We start from the raw sequence: 15,165 nt of genomic DNA on the forward strand, positions 1-15,165 counted from the left end.
CAGTGCCTTGGGCTCACCGGCTTGCGCGAGCGGCCGGTGATGCCTGGCGGGCGAGGTGGGCTTGCTTCACGCCCACCAGCAAGCTGCCCGAGATCATCAGGGCCAACACCGCCTGGCAGCGAATGACTGCCGGGTCGATGAACTCCGTGCCGGTCACGGCCAGCGCGATGCTGGCGAGCATGCCGCCCACGGCGGTGCCGTGCCAGCCATGCCGCCATGCCAGGGCGAGCACCGGCAGGACAAGTGACAGGCGGGCCATCTGGAGAAGGGTTTCCTGGTCGGTGGCAAGCGCCACCCAGGCGAGGCCGCCGAGGGAAGGCACGGTCCACGCCATGAGGTCGCGGAACAGCGGGCTGCGCCACACGGCGGCAAAGGTAAACAGGCTGCCCTGCGCCTTGAAGCGTTCGTGCAGGGCAAGGATCGTCGGCGTCAGCGTCAGCGCGCCAAGGTAGCCGCCGAGCAGGTACGCCCAGAAATACATGGGCGCGGAAATCTCCGGCCAGGTGCCCGGGTTGGTGAACAGGGCGATCTGCAGTTCACCCGTGGTCGCCACGGCGTTGACCACCGCGCAGGCCAGGGTCGCCGAAAGCAGCATGCCGATGCGCAGGTTGCCGTCGGTGCCATGCAGCGGCCAGCGGCGGCGCATGAAGCGGACGAGCGGGATCCACAGCAGGGCCATGGGTACGGCGGCCACGACGGCCCAGGCCATCCCGAAGGTCGGCTCGTTGAGCGCGGCGTTTTCGATCGAGGGCAGGGTTTCGCCCAGCAGCAGCGCCGGCCAGAAGCGCGGCGGCATCAGCAGCAGGAAGGCCAGGCGGAGGCCGCCGGTGAGAATCCAGTGGGGGAACGACGCGTAGCGCGCCAGTTCATAGCAAGCCGCGTACGCGCCCGCGATAGCGAGCTGCTGTGTCCATGTAGCCGTGTAAGCCGTGCGTCCGTTCACGTCTGCTCCCCTGTTGTTGAGTGGCTCGGTCTTCCCCAAGCGTGCCACGTTATGCCTCGGATTATCCTGCGGTTATGGGCCCTGGCCCACACTTCCTCGAATGCTTGCCGATTATGCGTCCAAACAGGCCCTAGGGTGTGAAAAAGCCACCCGACGAAACGCCGGGTGGCTTCCTAGGAACCGCAGGTTATCGCTGTGCCAGGTCGTAGCGGTCGAGGTTCATCACCTTGGCCCAGGCCGCGACGAAGTGGTTGACGAAGGTCTTCTCCGCGTCGTCCTGGGCATACACCTCAGACAGGGCGCGCAGCACCGAGTTGGAGCCGAATACCAGATCCACCCGGCTGGCCTTCCAGCGGGCCTTGCCGCCGGCGCGCTCCACACCCTCGAACGTATGGCGTTGCGGCGACGACGGCTTCCACTCGTAACGCATGTCGAGCAGGTGGCGGAAGAAGTCGTTGGTGAGCTTGCCGGGGCGGTCGGTGAGGACGCCAGTGTTACTTCCATCCGTGTTGGCGCCAAGAACGCGCAGGCCGCCGACCAGAGCCGTCATTTCCGGGGCAGTCAGCGTGAGTCGCTGGGCCTGGTCGATGAGCAGGTGCTCGGACGGTACGCGGTAGTGACCCTTCAGGTAGTTGCGGAAGCCATCGGACTTCGGCTCCATGGCCTCGAACGACTCGACGTCGGTCTGTTCCTGGGTCGCGTCGGTGCGGCCGGGTGAGAACGGCACGGTGACGTCATGGCCGGCATCCTTCGCCGCCTTTTCGATGGCGGCGCCACCGGCAAGCACGATCAGGTCCGCCAGCGAGACCGACTTGCCGCCGTTGCCAAACTCGCTGCGGATGCTCTCGAGCTTGCCGAGCACCTTCTGCAGCTGGGCCGGGTTGTTCGCGCCCCAGTCCTTCTGCGGTGCCAAACGGATACGTGCGCCGTTGGCGCCGCCGCGCTTGTCACCGCCGCGGAACGACGAGGCCGAGCCCCATGCCGTACTGACCAGTTCGGCCACGGACAGGCCCGAAGCCAGCACCTTCTCCTTGAGGACCTTCACGTCGGCATCGGATACCGGTGCATGGTTGGCCTTCGGGATCGGGTCCTGCCAGATCAGTTCTTCCGAGGGCACTTCCGGGCCGAGGTAGCGTGCACGCGGGCCCATGTCGCGATGGGTCAGCTTGAACCACGCGCGGGCGAAGGCGTCGGCGAACTGCTCCGGGTGCTCGAGGAAGCGGCGGGAGATCTTTTCGTAAGCCGGGTCCATGCGCAGCGACAGGTCGGTGGTCAGCATCGTCGGACGCTGCTTCTTGTCCTTGTCGAACGCGTGCGGGACGTTGGCCTCGGCGTCCTTCGCTACCCACTGGTTCGCGCCGGCGGGGCTCTTGGTCAGCTCCCACTCGTGGCCGAACAGGTTTTCGAAGAAGAGGTTGCTCCAGCGCGTCGGCGTCTGCGTCCAGGTGACTTCCAGGCCGCTGGTGATCGCATCCGCGCCCACGCCGCTGCGCAGTTCATTGCGCCAGCCGAAACCCTGCTGCTCCAGGTAGCCGGCTTCCGGCTCGGCGAGGACGTTCTTCGCGTCACCGGCGCCATGGGTCTTGCCGAAGGAATGGCCGCCGGCGATGAGCGCCACGGTCTCTTCGTCATTCATGGCCATGCGCGCGAAGGTTTCGCGGATGTCGTGCGCCGCGGCGATCGGGTCCGGGTTGCCTTCGGGGCCTTCCGGGTTCACGTAGATCAGGCCCATCTGCACGGCGCCCAGCGGGTTCTCGAGATGACGGCCGCCTTCGGTGCGGTCTTCCTCGGTGCCATGCAGGTGCGGGTCGGCGACGAGCACGCCGTCGTCCTTGGGGGTGACCTTGCCGTAGCGGTGGTCGCCGCCCAGCCATTCGGTTTCCTTGCCCCAGTACACGTCCTGGTCGGGTTCCCAGGTGTCCTCGCGGCCGCCGGCGAAGCCGAAGGTCTTGAAGCCCATGCTTTCCAGGGCGACGTTGCCGGTGAGGATGAGCAGGTCGGCCCAGGAGATGCTGTTGCCGTACTTCTGCTTGATCGGCCAGAGCAGGCGGCGGGCCTTGTCGAGGCTGACGTTATCCGGCCAGCTATTGAGCGGGGCGAAGCGTTGCTGGCCGCGACCACCGCCGCCACGGCCATCGCCGATGCGGTAGGTGCCGGCGCTGTGCCAGGCCATGCGGATAAAGAGGCCGCCGTAGTGGCCGAAGTCGGCCGGCCACCAGTCCTGCGAATCCGTCATCAGGGCTTCGAGGTCTTTCTTCAGCGCGGCGTAGTCGAGCTTCTTGAAAGCCTCGGCGTAATTAAAGTGGGTGTCGAGCGGGTTAGAGCGCGAGGAGTGCTGGTTGAGCAGATCGACTCGCAGCCGGTCGGGCCACCAGTCCTGGTTCGTCGTACCGCCGCCGGCGGCGTGGTTGAACGGGCATTTCGCTTCGTCCGACATTGCGTCTCTCCTGGTGGTTGGCTGCGTAAACGACGGCGGGCGCCGACGTCTCGTGACTAACGCAATAGGTGGATCATAGGTGTGACATGAACATTGCAGAAATTGATTGATTAGATCGGGTCCATCGGCTGCGCCTATCAAACAGCCGTTTAGGCACCTGTGTCGTGGCCGTTTTTGCCCTACGATCCGCACATGACGACTTCGACCTCAGAAAAGACGCAGCGTGGCAGCCTGTCCGTCGTGGGCATGGGTATGACCCTCGGCTCGCACCTGACGCCCATCTCGCGCAGCTCGATCGAGCAGGCGGATGTGGTGTTTGCCGCCCTGTCGGACAACCTGGTGGAAGAGTGGCTCAAGCGCATGAACCCGGATATGCGCAGCCTGCAGGGTTACTACGCCGAGGGTAAGTCGCGGATGCAGACTTACCGGGAGTGGCTTGAGGTGATCATGGCCGAGGTCCGGGCAGGGAAGCGGGTGTGCGTCGTGTTCTATGGCCACCCCGGCATCTTCGCGTGGACGCCTCATATGGCCATCGAGACGGCCCGGGCGGAGGGCTTCGCAGCACATATGGAGGCGGGCGTCTCGTCCGAAGACTGCCTGTATGCCGACGTCGGCATCGACCCGGGCCGGTTCGGCTGCCAGCACTTCGAGGCCAGCCAGTTCATGCTTTACGACCGGCAGCTCGACAACGCCGGCTACGTGATCCTGTGGCAGGTGGGGCTGGTGGGTGATACCACGCTGGCCCGTTTGAGTCCCACGGGCGCCGCGTACAGGCAGGTCCTTGTCGACCGACTCCAGCGGGACTACCCCCTGGACCACGAGGTCATCGTTTACCGCTGCGCCACCTTGCCGATCGATGCCCCGCGGATCGACCGGGTGGCGCTCCGCGACCTGCCGGCCATCGAGGTGACGGTGGCGGACACGATCATCCTGCCCCCGGCCCGGGAAATGCGGCCGGTGCCCGAGGTCTGGGCCCGTGTGAAGGCCCTCGATGAAGAACAGATAGACCGTCACGCAACCGTGACATAATCGACAGAACGCAAGGGGCAGGGGCCATCCGCGTTCCAGGGGAAAATAAGATGTCCGATTCGATCGATCTGCTCGAAGCCGTCGGCCGTGACGCGTCGCTGCGTCGCCTGCCGCCGGATGAACTCGCCCGTCGCCTGAAGGAAGCCGGCGCGTCTGACGTACTCGCTTCGGCCGCCGTGCAGCAGGACAGTGCCGTGCTTTGCGAGGAATTCGGCGCCCGGTTCATGGGCCAGCCGAACTCCGGCAACCTGCCGTTCCGCGACGAGCCGCAGCCGTTCAAGGTCCCCTCCCCGGGCGAAACCGAGGAAGAGGGTGAACAGGACGGTGAGCAGCAGAGCCTGCCGGCGTCCTCCCAGGTCCACTGAGGGAACCCTCATGGTCGCCATGCTCGGCCGACACGCAAGAACCTGGCTCGTAGGGGTCATCCTCGCGTGCTCGGCAGGGCAGGTTTGGGCTGAGGCGACGATCAAGGACGTCACGACGTTCCTTGATCAGGCCGAAGCCGTCCGCATGACGGACTCCGCTCGATACGCTGCGATGCTTACGCAGCTGCATGCCGACAATCCACCGATGACACCGGTGCAGCGTTGGCGGCTCCGCTACCTGGATGCTGCCCAGGCACAGTTCCTGGGCCACTACGCCGAGGCCGAGAAGGGCCTGCGTGATGTCATCGACCATTCGGGGCATCCCGGCCTAAGCGCACGGGCGATGGGCATGTTGCTGCAGAACCTGAGCACCAACCATCGCTACGAGGAGATGTTCACCCTGGCAAAACGTGGCGTAGCCGCCCTGCCGGGGCTGAAGGATACGGTGGCCCGCCATTCGCTCCTCTCCAATCTCTCGCAGGCCACGAATTTCGCGGGACACCCCGAAATCGCCATCCAGTACGCGCAGATGATTCGTACGGATCTGTTGCCCGGCGAATCGCCTTGCATCTCCATGGCCGTCGAAATGGCCGCGCGCTACACCCAGAAGACCCTCGCATCGGACAGCCAGGAGCTCGCGCGTGGGATCGAGGCCTGCACGGCTTACGGGTCGCCGGTCATGGCGAACATGATGTGGTTGACCAAGAGCACGCGCCTTATCGAAGAAGGAGATCCGGAGGCCGGGTTGGCTCTTCTGGATCGCATCGCGCCGTCCGTTGAACGCGAAGGCTACTTTGCGGGGCGGGCCGCGCTCTACAGCCAGCGCGGTAATGCCTACCTCGCCGTTGGGCGCTACGACGACGCGCGTAAAGCCGCCCAGGCCGCCGTCGATCTGTTCAAGCCGGGCGATCTGGACAACTTCCTGATCGATGCGTACCACGTGCTCTACGAAGTGGCAAAGCGCGAAAAGAAAGACGCTGTTGCCCTGATCTATTACCAGAAGTTCGCCGACCAGGAACGCGGCAATCTCGACGATCTCAGCGCACGCGCGTTGGCCTACGCGGCCGTCGAGCAGCGTGCCCTCTTGCAGGGCCTCGAAGCGGACAAGCTTACGCAACAGAACAGCGTCCTGAAGCTCGAAAAGGACCTCACCGCCAGGGCGGTCGAAAATGGCCGGCTGTACATCGCGCTGTTGCTGGCGCTACTCGGCTCAGTCACCTTCTGGCTCTACCGGATCAAGCGCTCGCAGCTTCGCTTCATGCACCTGTCGCACCATGACGGGCTGACCGGCGTCCTGAACCACCAGCACTTCATGACCGAGCTCGAGCGGTCGTTACACGATCTTGAACGCCGCAACGCGCCGGCTTGCCTCGTCCTGCTGGACCTCGACCATTTCAAGCAGGTGAACGACACCTACGGCCACGCCATCGGCGACGTCGTGCTCAAGCGCGCGACGGCCACGTGCTGCCAGCAGCTGCGCCGTGCCGACCTGTTCGGCCGCCTGGGCGGGGAGGAGTTCGGCATCCTGCTACACGAATGCCATCCTGAGCAGGGCCTGGTCATTGCCAACTGCATCCGTGCGGCGATCGAAGCCACGCCGGTGACCATCGATGGGCACGTCGTGAAGTATTCCGCGAGCATTGGCGTCGCCTGCACCATGATTTCCGGCTACGGCCTGCAGAGCCTGCGTCGCGAAGCCGATGCCGCGCTGTATCGCGCCAAGGGCGCCGGCCGTAACCGTGTGATGACCGACCTGTTGGGCGACGGGCTCGTCGGGGCGTGAAAGTGTCATGGTTCGCATGCGTGGCCTTCGCGTGCCTGCTGTTGATGGCCGGCCGGACGTCGTCGACGATCGAGTCCGTGGACGCTTACCTCACGCGCGCCGAAGACGTCCGCCTCACGGACCACACCCGGTTCGCCGCCATGCTGGCGCAGATCCATGCCGAGAAGTCCTCGCTGACGGTGGCGCAGCAATGGCGCCTGCGTTACCTGGACGCGTGGGAAGACCAGTTCACCGGGCAGTACGCCAAGGCCGAAGCCGGGTATCGGGACATCATCGACCGCTCTGGTGATAGCACGCTGGCGGCGAAGTCCACCGGCCTTTTGCTCTCCACGCTGGCGGCGACCCGGCGCTACGAAGATGCATTCCACCTGGCCAAGCGCGCCGTCGTGCTGCTGGGCGAGGTGCGCGACCCGATGGCCCGCTACAGCTTGCTGGCGAACCTCTCGCAGACGCTGAACTTCGCCGGCCATCCGGAAATCGCGCTGCGCTATGCGCGCATGATGGCGGACGACGTCCCGCCCGGCGAAACGACCTGTCGTCCGATCACGCTCTCTCTCGCAGCGCGGTACAGCACGCACACGCTGAAGCCGACCGATCCCGACTTCAGCCGCGGCATCGAGGCCTGCACCACCGCCGGCCAGCCCGTGCTCGCCAACGCCATCTGGCTCACCCAGTCCGAGCTGCTGGTCGAGGCGCACGAGCCGCAGAAAGCACTGGCGATCCTTGATCAGGTGGCGGCTTCGGTCAGGGAGACGCATTATTTCCCGGCCAATGTCTCGATGACCGTCCAGCGCGCGACCGCCTACCAACAGCTGGGGCGCGACGACGACGCACGGCAGGCGGCCCTTGCGGCAGTCGGCATGTACGAGCATGCGGACACCGACGAATACCAGCGCGACGCCTACAAGGTGCTTTACGAAGTGGAGAAGCGAGCGGGCAACATGGCCCCCGCGTTGTCGTACTACCAGAAGTACGCCGAGCAGGAGCGTGGTTACCTCAACGACGTCAGTGCACGCGCCCTTGCCTATGAGGCGGTAGAGCAGCGCACCCTCGTGCAGAAACTGGAGGCGGAGAAGCTGTCGCGCCAGAACGACCTGCTGGAACTGGAACAGGCCATCACCCTCAAGGCGGTGGAAACCAGCCGGCTGTACATCGCCTTGCTCGCCGCCGTGCTGGGCTCGGTGGTGTTCTGGCTGTTTCGCGTCAAGCGCTCGCAGCTGCGATTCCGGGAACTGTCACACCACGATGGACTGACAGGCATCTACAACCACCAGCACTTCATGGACGAACTGGAAGCGGTGCTCAACGACATGTCGCACCGCCAGGCGCCCGTTTGTCTCGTCATGCTAGACCTGGACCACTTCAAGGCCGTGAATGACACCTACGGCCATTCGATCGGCGATGCCGTCCTGCGTCATGTGGTCGGCCTTTGCCAGCAACATCTGCGCCCGGAAGATGTCTTCGGAAGGCTGGGCGGCGAGGAGTTCGGTGTGTTGCTGCCCGGCTGTGATCTCGCCCAGGGCACCGCGATTGCCGACGCGATGCGCGCGTCGCTTGCCGCCTCGCCGGTGCAGATCGATGGCAAGGTCGTCTCCTGTTCGACCAGCGCGGGCGTCGCGTTCTCGGGGACCTCGGGCTACGACCTCAAGCAGCTTCGTCGGGATGCGGACACCGCGCTGTATGGCGCCAAGCGATCGGGCCGAAACCGGGTGGTTGCCGTCACGACGGGCGGCTCGCTCAAAGCCTGATCAGGCCGGCCGCACGGGCGTCGATGCCGGTTCGGCCGGGTGCAGGTACGCCAGCAATGCGTCGAACGCCATGGGCCTGGCCAGCTGGAAGCCTTGCACGAAGTCGCAGCCGGCGGCCATGAGCCACGCCTGCTGGGCCGGGTTCTCCACGCCCTCGGCCACCACCCCCATCCCCAGCGTATGCGCCAGCGTGATGATGGCTCGGCAGATCGAGGCCGAGCGCTCGTTGGCGTAGACATCGCTGACGAACACCCGATCAATCTTCAACGCATCGATCGGCAGGTCGCGCAGGTACGCCATGCTGGAGAAACCCGTTCCGAAGTCGTCGAGGGACACGTGCGTGCCCTGCGCGCTGAGCCGACGCATCGCCGACATGGCCGAGCGGCGGTTGGCCATCAGGCTGCTTTCGGTCAGTTCGATGGCCAGCGCGCCGCGTGGCAGGGCGAAGCGCTCGATGACGGCATGCACGTCGGCGGCGACGTCCGTGCGCTGGAACTGCACCGCCGAGACGTTGACGGCGATGGAAAGATGACCGTGGCCGGCGCGGGCCAGTGCCACGTGGCAGCGCGCGGCTTCATCGAGCACCCAGCGGCCGATCTCGACGATGAGGCCGGTCTGTTCGCTGAGTGGAATGAACTCCTCCGGCGGGACGAAGGTGCCATCCGCGGCCGGCCAGCGCAGCAGGGCCTCGAGCTTTTCCACCTGCCCGGTGCTGGCATCAAGGATCGGCTGGAAGTGCAGCATGAACTCGTTCTGCTCGATGCCCTGGCGGATGCGTGACGCCATGCGCAGGCGTTCGATCGAGCGCTCGGCCATCGAGGGCTCGAAGGGGCGCATGAGGCCCTGGTTCTCGCCGTGGAAATGCGCCGCCATCGCGGCGGCGGCGATGATCTGCTCGGCGCTGCCACCGTCGGCCGGGTGCGTGGCGATACCGATCTCCGGATCCAGCGCATGCCAGGTGCCGTCGAGCAGCACGGGCTCGGACACCGCCGCCGTCAACGCGGCCGCCGCGCGCTCGCGCTTGTCCGGGTGCATCACGGCCAGCAGGAAGCGTTCGCTCGGGCGGTGCGCGGCCATGCCGAAATCCGTACCCAGGGTCGCAAAGCGCCGGCCCACCTGCTGCAACACCGTGCGTCCCGCTTCGAGGCCGTAGGTGTCGGCGATCAGGTCGAGGCCACGCAGGTGCACGTAGATCACTTCGTACCAGCGGCGCGTGCCGAAGCGGCGGTCGAGGAAATCCGATAGCGCTTCGGTGTTGGCGAGGCCGGTGAGCATGTCGTGCGTGGCACGCCACGCCAGGTCGCGTTCGGCGCGGGTGCGCTCGGTGACGTCTTCGGCCAGTACCAGGCGTGCGTGGTGGCCATTGAATTCCAGCACGGTGGTGTGGATGCGCACGTCGATCAGGCTGCCGTCCTTGCGCCGGTGCACCCAGGTGCGGCCCATCATCGTCGCGGTGTCGTGGGTGGCGAGGGCCTGCTGCAGCGGTGCGATTTCCGACTCGGGGCGGATGTCGATCACCGCCATGCGCAGGAATTCCGCGTGGGAGTAACCGTAGTTGCGCACCGCGGCCGCGTTCACCTCGAGGAAATCCAGGCTCTCGGTGTCGAACACCCAGGCGGGCAGGGGCGTGCGTTCGAACATCAGGCGGAAGCGCTGTTCGGCCTCGGCCAGCTGACGCTGGGTTTCGATGCGGTCGGTGGCGTCCACCGCCGTGCCGGTCATCGCCTTCTCGCCATCGGGTTCGATGATGGCGCCGGTGGTGGATATCCAGCGCTGCGTGCCATCGGGGCGCAGCCAGCGGAAGTCGAGGTTGAGGGTTTCGCCGCTTTTCCAGGCGTAGATGAAGTCCGCCTTGGTGCGTTCGACGTCCTCCGGGTGGATGTGGCGGAAGAACGTGGCGTCGTCGATGCCCTCGCTGGCGGCGACGCCCAGCATGGCTTCCACCTGCGTATCCCATACCACGCGATTGCGCCGTGCGTCGGCGCGCCACGTGCCCGTGTGGCCGAGTTTCTGCGCCTGGCGCCAGCGCTCGGTGGTCTCGGTCAGTTCGGCCACATGGTGGCGTTGCGCGGTGTCCGCGCTGGTCACGCGGCGGTAGAGGAAGACAAAGCCCAGCCAGTACAGCACCCACACGGCGACGCTCACGCCGAGGAAGTTGTACCAGGGGCCCATGTAGTCGCGAACGGCGATCCCCACGCCCACGCCCAGCGGGTACGTCACCGGCTCGTTCGAGGCGACGAGGCGTTCGGTGTCGTCGAGCTTGCTCAGGCCGATGTCGCCGCCTTCGCGGTGTGGCTCGAAGAGCACGGACGCCGGCTGGCCGATCACATCGGCGGCCGAGCCGGCGCGGGCGACGATGAGGGTGAAGCGGTCGATGATCGCCGTCGCCCCGTGGGGGCCGGCATCCACGTGGTCGACCACTTCCTGGAACTGGGACTGGTCGAGCCGGGCAAACACCCAGCCGCCGGAGGCGAGGGGCAGGGCGACCGGCATGGCCCAGCGGCCATCCGGACCTTTGCCCAGGGGGCCCAGCGCCATCGGTGTCGGGTCGCTCGGGCGGGTGGTCGCCCATTCGCGGAGGTGCGGATCGGGGGTGCCCTGGGTGAGGGCGTGGCCGTCCGGATCGACCAGCATGAGGTCGCTCAGGCCGGATCGGCGTGCCACGACGCCCGCCAGTTTTCGCGCCACCAGCTCCGAGGATTGGCCTGGGGCGGCGCGCTGGATGTCCTGGGTGTCCACCGCCACGCCTTGCATGGCGCGCTGCAGCCCATGCAATTGCGCAATCAAAAGGTGTTGTGCGCCGCTGGCCAGGGCATGGCCCTGGCTGCGCGCGGACTCGGTGCGCCGGGTGTGGTCATGGATCAGCACGGTGGCCAGGACGGCGCCCAGCGCCACGCCCACGACGATGCCCGCCGTGCGAATCAGGCGTACGGATTGACGGGACGCGAGATCTGCCATGACACCCCTGCCGTGCAACGGATCCCCCCGAGATCCGCGGTGGACACGTTTAGCACACCTGTAGCGATTTCGTGTGCAAGAACGGATACGGCCAAGGTGATCCAGGGTCGATGGCGCTATGCTTTCAGGCCTGAGGCCTCTTCTATCCCCAAGGAGTTCCCGTGGTCGACCGCTCTGACATTGCCTGCTGGCTGACTGACATGGACGGCGTGCTCGTCCATGAAAACAAGGCCCTGCCGGGTGCCCCTGAACTCATCCGCCAGTGGCGGGAGCAGGGCAAGCCGTTCCTGGTGCTGACCAACAACTCGATCTTCACCCCTCGCGACCTGAGCGCGCGCCTGCGCCGCTCGGGCCTGGACGTGCCGGAAGAACAGCTGTGGACCTCGGCCCTGGCCACGGCCGCCTTCCTCAAGGACCAGTCGCCGGGCGGCTCGGCCTTCGTCATGGGCGAGGCCGGCCTCACCACGGCCATGCACGAGGCCGGGTTCATCATGACCGACACGGCGCCGGACTACGTGGTGCTGGGCGAGACCCGCACGTATTCGTTCGCGGCGATCACCCGGGCCATTCGGCTCATCGGCAACGGTGCACGCTTCATCTGCACCAACCCGGACGCCACCAGCCCCAGCGCGGAGGGCCCGCTTCCGGCCACCGGCGCGGTGGCGGCGCTGATCACCAAGTGCACCGGCCGCGAGCCGTACGTGGTGGGCAAGCCCAACCCGATGATGTTCCGCTCGGCCATGAACAAGCTGGGCGCCCACTCGCACAACACCGGCATGATCGGCGACCGCATGGATACCGACGTGGTCGCGGGTATCGAAGCCGGCCTGCACACCGTGCTGGTACTCAGCGGCATCGCCACGCGCGAGGAAGTGGAGCTGTATCCCTTCCGCCCGGCGGAGATCCTGAACTCGGTCGCCGACCTGCTCGATAGCTGACGCATCGGAGGACGGTGCCGTATCCTTTCCGGATGAGCACCGTCATCCCATCCGACACCCTCGATGCCCGGCCGCTGGGCCGGCAGGATGCCAAGACCCTGGTCCTTTCCGCGCTGGGCGGGGCCCTGGAGTTTTATGACTTCGTGATCTTTGCGTACTTCGCGAAGATCCTTGGCCATCTGTTCTTCCCGCCGGATACGTCGGATTTCGTGGCCCAGTTGCAGGCCTTCGGCATCTTCGCCGTGGCCTACCTTGCACGCCCGCTGGGCGGCATCGTGATGGCGCATTTTGGCGATCGTGTCGGGCGCAAGCGCATGTTCACGCTTAGCGTCTTCATGATGGCGATTCCCACCTTGCTGATCGGCCTGCTGCCGACGTATGCGAGCGTCGGCATCCTGGCCCCCATCCTGCTCACCCTGCTGCGCCTGGTGCAGGGCCTGGCGATTGGTGGCGAGATCCCGGGCGCCTGGGTGTTCGTGGCCGAGCATGTGCCATCGAACCGCGTGGGCATGGCCTGCGCCAGCCTCACCTCCGGCCTCACCGCCGGCATCCTGATCGGCTCGCTGGTCGCGGCCGGGCTCAGCAGCCGCCTGGGCGATGCGGCCATGCATGCGTACGGCTGGCGCATCGCGTTCATCCTCGGCGGCGTGTTCGGCTTTTTCGCCGTGTACCTGCGTCGGTGGTTGAGCGAGACCCCGGTGTTCGCCCGCATGCGCGAGCGCAAGGAACTGAGTACCGAGATGCCGGCCCTGGTGGTGCTGCGTGACCACCTGCCGGCCACCGTGCTGTCCATGCTGATCACCTGGCTGCTCACCGCGGCCATCGTCGTGGTCATCCTGATGACGCCGACGCTGATGCAGACGGCTTTCCACGTGGACCAGGCGCGGGCATTCACCGCCGGCAGCCTGGCGGCGCTGGCGCTGTGCTTCGGCTGTTTCTTCGGCGGCGTGCTGGTGGACCGGATCGGCCGGGGCCCCGCGCTGCTGATCGGTTCGGTGGCCCTGGCGGTCACCACGTACCTGCTTTACCTGGACCTGCGCAGCGGCGCGACTCACCTGATGCCGCTGTATACCCTGGCCGGTCTTTCCGCCGGTGTCACCGGGGTGATTCCCGCCATCCTGGTCTCGGCCTTCCCGCCGGCCATCCGCTTCAGCGGCATTTCGTTGTCCTATAACGTGGCCTACGCTTTCTGCGGCGCGGCCACCCCGCTGGTCGTGGGTTTCCTCGCCCGGGACGCCGGGGGCCTCGGCCCGGCCCACTATGTCGGGGCGGTAGCCCTGGTCGGCGTGGCCTGCGGCATCTACCTGATGGTGACCCGCCGGCGCTTTTTTACCGGCTGATATGACGTACGGCAGCGGGCCGCCATCACGGCGGTTTCATCGGCGTGACGGGCAGGGCGGCTGCCGTCACGTCGTCCCAGTTGCATTCCCGGCCAGCCGTTCGGCATGCTTATCCTTGTAGTCCCCACCCCCCGACCCCAACGCACCAGACCATGACTGATGTCATCACCCTAGGCTGGCGCGAACGGCTCGCTCTTCCGTCGCTCGGCGTCCCCGTCCTTAAAGCCAAACTCGATACGGGCGCGCGCTCGTCGTCGCTGCACGTCGAGTGGCTGGAAGTGGACGAGCGCGCCGATGGCACGTGGTTGCGCTTCCAGGTGCGTACGACGCGCCGCGGTGGCGTCTCCGCACCGTGTGAAGCGAAGGCGGTGGGGCGTCGTGCCGTGACGGATTCAGGCGGCCATACGACGACACGCTGGTTTATCGAAGCCGAGATTGAACTGGCCGGCAACCGCTTCACCGCCGAGGTGAACCTGACCGACCGCCGGCACATGCTGTTTCCCCTTTTGCTTGGTCGCACGGCGCTGCTTGGGCGTTTCCGCGTCGACCCCTCGCTTTCCTATTCGCAGACGCCACGCCGCGTCGTGCCGGAATCCACATGAAGATCGCCATCCTGTCGCGCAACGCGCGGCTGTATTCCACGCAACGCCTCGTCGAGGCGGCGCGCAAGCGCAAGCACACCGTGAAAGTGCTTGATCCGCTGCGCTGCTACATGAGCATCGCGCCGCAATCGTTCGCCATCCACTTCAAGGGCAAGCCGCTCGGGCCGATCGATTGCGTGATCCCGCGCATCGGCGCCTCCAGCACGTTCTACGGCACCGCCGTACTGCGCCAGCTGGAACTGATGGGCGTGTACACGCCGAACCCCTCGGACGCCGTGCTGCGCGCACGCGACAAGCTGCGCTGCCTGCAGCTGCTGGCCACCCGCGGTATCGACATGCCGGTGACGGCTTTTGGCGACAACCCGGATGACACCTCCGACTTGCTGGCCATGCTGGGCGACCCCCCGCACATCATCAAGCTGAACGAAGGGACCCAGGGCGCCGGCGTGGTGCTGGCCGAGAAGCGCTCGGCCTCGCAGAGCGTCATCGAGGCCTTCCGTGGCCTCTACGCCAACTTCCTGGTCCAGGAGTTCATCCGCGAGGCCAACGGCAGCGACCTGCGTTGCTTCGTGGTCGGCAACGAAGTGGTCGCCTCCATGCAGCGCTCGTCCGCCCCCGGTGAGTTCCGGGCCAACCTCCACCGGGGCGGCAGCGCCGCGGCCGTGGAGCTGTCGGACGAGGAGCGCCGGGTGGCCATCGAGGCCGCCTCGGCCCTGGGCCTGGAGGTGGCCGGCGTGGACCTGCTGCGCTCGTCGCGCGGCCCGCTCCTGCTGGAAGTGAACGCCTCGCCGGGCCTGGAAGGCATCGAAGGCAGCACCGGCGTGGACGTGGCCGGGGCCATCATCGCCCATTGCGAGGCCCGCCACGCCGCCCGCCCGGTCGCCCCGAAGCCCCGCAAGCCCAGGTCCCCCAAGGGGTTAACAGCGATTTAAACGGCTACCCCCTATAAAGAACCCACTGTGATTCCGCGAGGCGGAGTGACGGTATCGGGGCAGTAGTTCTTTCGGCCCGGGCGGGTTTCC

General features: G+C 66.4%; 11 protein-coding genes. 8 read left to right on the forward strand and 3 right to left on the reverse strand.

Annotated elements, in window-relative coordinates; all coding sequences use genetic code 11:
• Nucleotides 1-13 precede the first annotated feature (13 nt).
• Together FIV34_RS03080 and katG are read right to left on the reverse strand one after the other, a co-directional pair.
• Nucleotides 14-943 carry an MASE1 domain-containing protein gene (locus tag FIV34_RS03080; protein ID WP_139979567.1) on the reverse strand — a complete coding sequence of 310 codons (930 nt, stop codon included), beginning with the start codon at nt 941-943 and terminating at the stop codon, nt 14-16.
• Nucleotides 944-1,130: 187 nt separating this feature from the next.
• Nucleotides 1,131-3,380: a catalase/peroxidase HPI gene (gene katG / locus FIV34_RS03085; RefSeq protein ID WP_139979569.1), complete on the reverse strand. Its 2,250-nt coding sequence runs from the start codon at nt 3,378-3,380 to the stop codon at nt 1,131-1,133.
• A 192-nt stretch (nt 3,381-3,572) separates the two neighbouring features.
• On the opposite strand from katG, the gene FIV34_RS03090 reads away from it, so the two are divergent.
• Genes FIV34_RS03090 through FIV34_RS03105 form a run of 4 tightly spaced genes read left to right on the forward strand, consistent with a single transcriptional unit; the run spans nt 3,573 to nt 8,305 of the window.
• Nucleotides 3,573-4,409: an SAM-dependent methyltransferase gene (locus FIV34_RS03090; RefSeq protein WP_211352700.1), complete on the forward strand. Its 837-nt coding sequence runs from the start codon at nt 3,573-3,575 to the stop codon at nt 4,407-4,409.
• Nucleotides 4,410-4,459: 50 nt separating this feature from the next.
• Complete coding sequence (locus FIV34_RS03095; protein WP_139979571.1) at nt 4,460-4,774, forward strand: hypothetical protein; 315 nt, start codon at nt 4,460-4,462, stop codon at nt 4,772-4,774.
• A gap of 10 nt (nt 4,775-4,784) precedes the next feature.
• Nucleotides 4,785-6,557 carry a diguanylate cyclase gene (locus FIV34_RS03100; RefSeq protein ID WP_139979574.1) on the forward strand — a complete coding sequence of 591 codons (1,773 nt, stop codon included), beginning with the start codon at nt 4,785-4,787 and terminating at the stop codon, nt 6,555-6,557.
• Between the two features lie 20 nt (nt 6,558-6,577).
• Nucleotides 6,578-8,305, forward strand: a complete 1,728-nt coding sequence (locus FIV34_RS03105) for a tetratricopeptide repeat-containing diguanylate cyclase (protein ID WP_139979576.1) — start codon at nt 6,578-6,580, stop codon at nt 8,303-8,305.
• On the opposite strand, the gene FIV34_RS03110 is transcribed toward FIV34_RS03105, so the two are convergent.
• The gene (locus FIV34_RS03110; protein WP_139979578.1) at nt 8,306-11,263 is read right to left on the reverse strand and encodes a bifunctional diguanylate cyclase/phosphodiesterase; all 2,958 of its coding nucleotides are present in this window, start codon (nt 11,261-11,263) and stop codon (nt 8,306-8,308) included.
• Nucleotides 11,264-11,424: 161 nt separating this feature from the next.
• Here FIV34_RS03110 and FIV34_RS03115 point away from each other — a divergent pair, with 161 nt between their 5' ends.
• The 4 genes from FIV34_RS03115 to rimK all read left to right on the forward strand — a co-directional run bounded on the left by FIV34_RS03115 (nt 11,425) and on the right by rimK (nt 15,075).
• On the forward strand, nt 11,425-12,201 hold the full coding sequence (locus FIV34_RS03115) for an HAD-IIA family hydrolase (RefSeq protein ID WP_139979581.1): 777 nt from the start codon (nt 11,425-11,427) through the stop codon (nt 12,199-12,201).
• Nucleotides 12,202-12,233: 32 nt separating this feature from the next.
• The gene (locus tag FIV34_RS03120) at nt 12,234-13,541 is read left to right on the forward strand and encodes an MFS transporter (protein WP_139979583.1); all 1,308 of its coding nucleotides are present in this window, start codon (nt 12,234-12,236) and stop codon (nt 13,539-13,541) included.
• A 152-nt stretch (nt 13,542-13,693) separates the two neighbouring features.
• A complete protein-coding gene (locus tag FIV34_RS03125; RefSeq protein ID WP_139979585.1) occupies nt 13,694-14,143 on the forward strand; it encodes an ATP-dependent zinc protease family protein in 450 nt (149 codons plus the stop codon).
• Nucleotides 14,140-15,075, forward strand: a complete 936-nt coding sequence (gene rimK, locus FIV34_RS03130) for a 30S ribosomal protein S6--L-glutamate ligase (protein ID WP_139979588.1) — start codon at nt 14,140-14,142, stop codon at nt 15,073-15,075. Before FIV34_RS03125 ends, rimK begins: the two co-directional genes overlap by 4 nt.
• Nucleotides 15,076-15,165 lie beyond the last annotated feature (90 nt).

The organism is Luteibacter pinisoli (assembly GCF_006385595.1).
Taxonomy (GTDB): domain Bacteria; phylum Pseudomonadota; class Gammaproteobacteria; order Xanthomonadales; family Rhodanobacteraceae; genus Luteibacter; species Luteibacter pinisoli.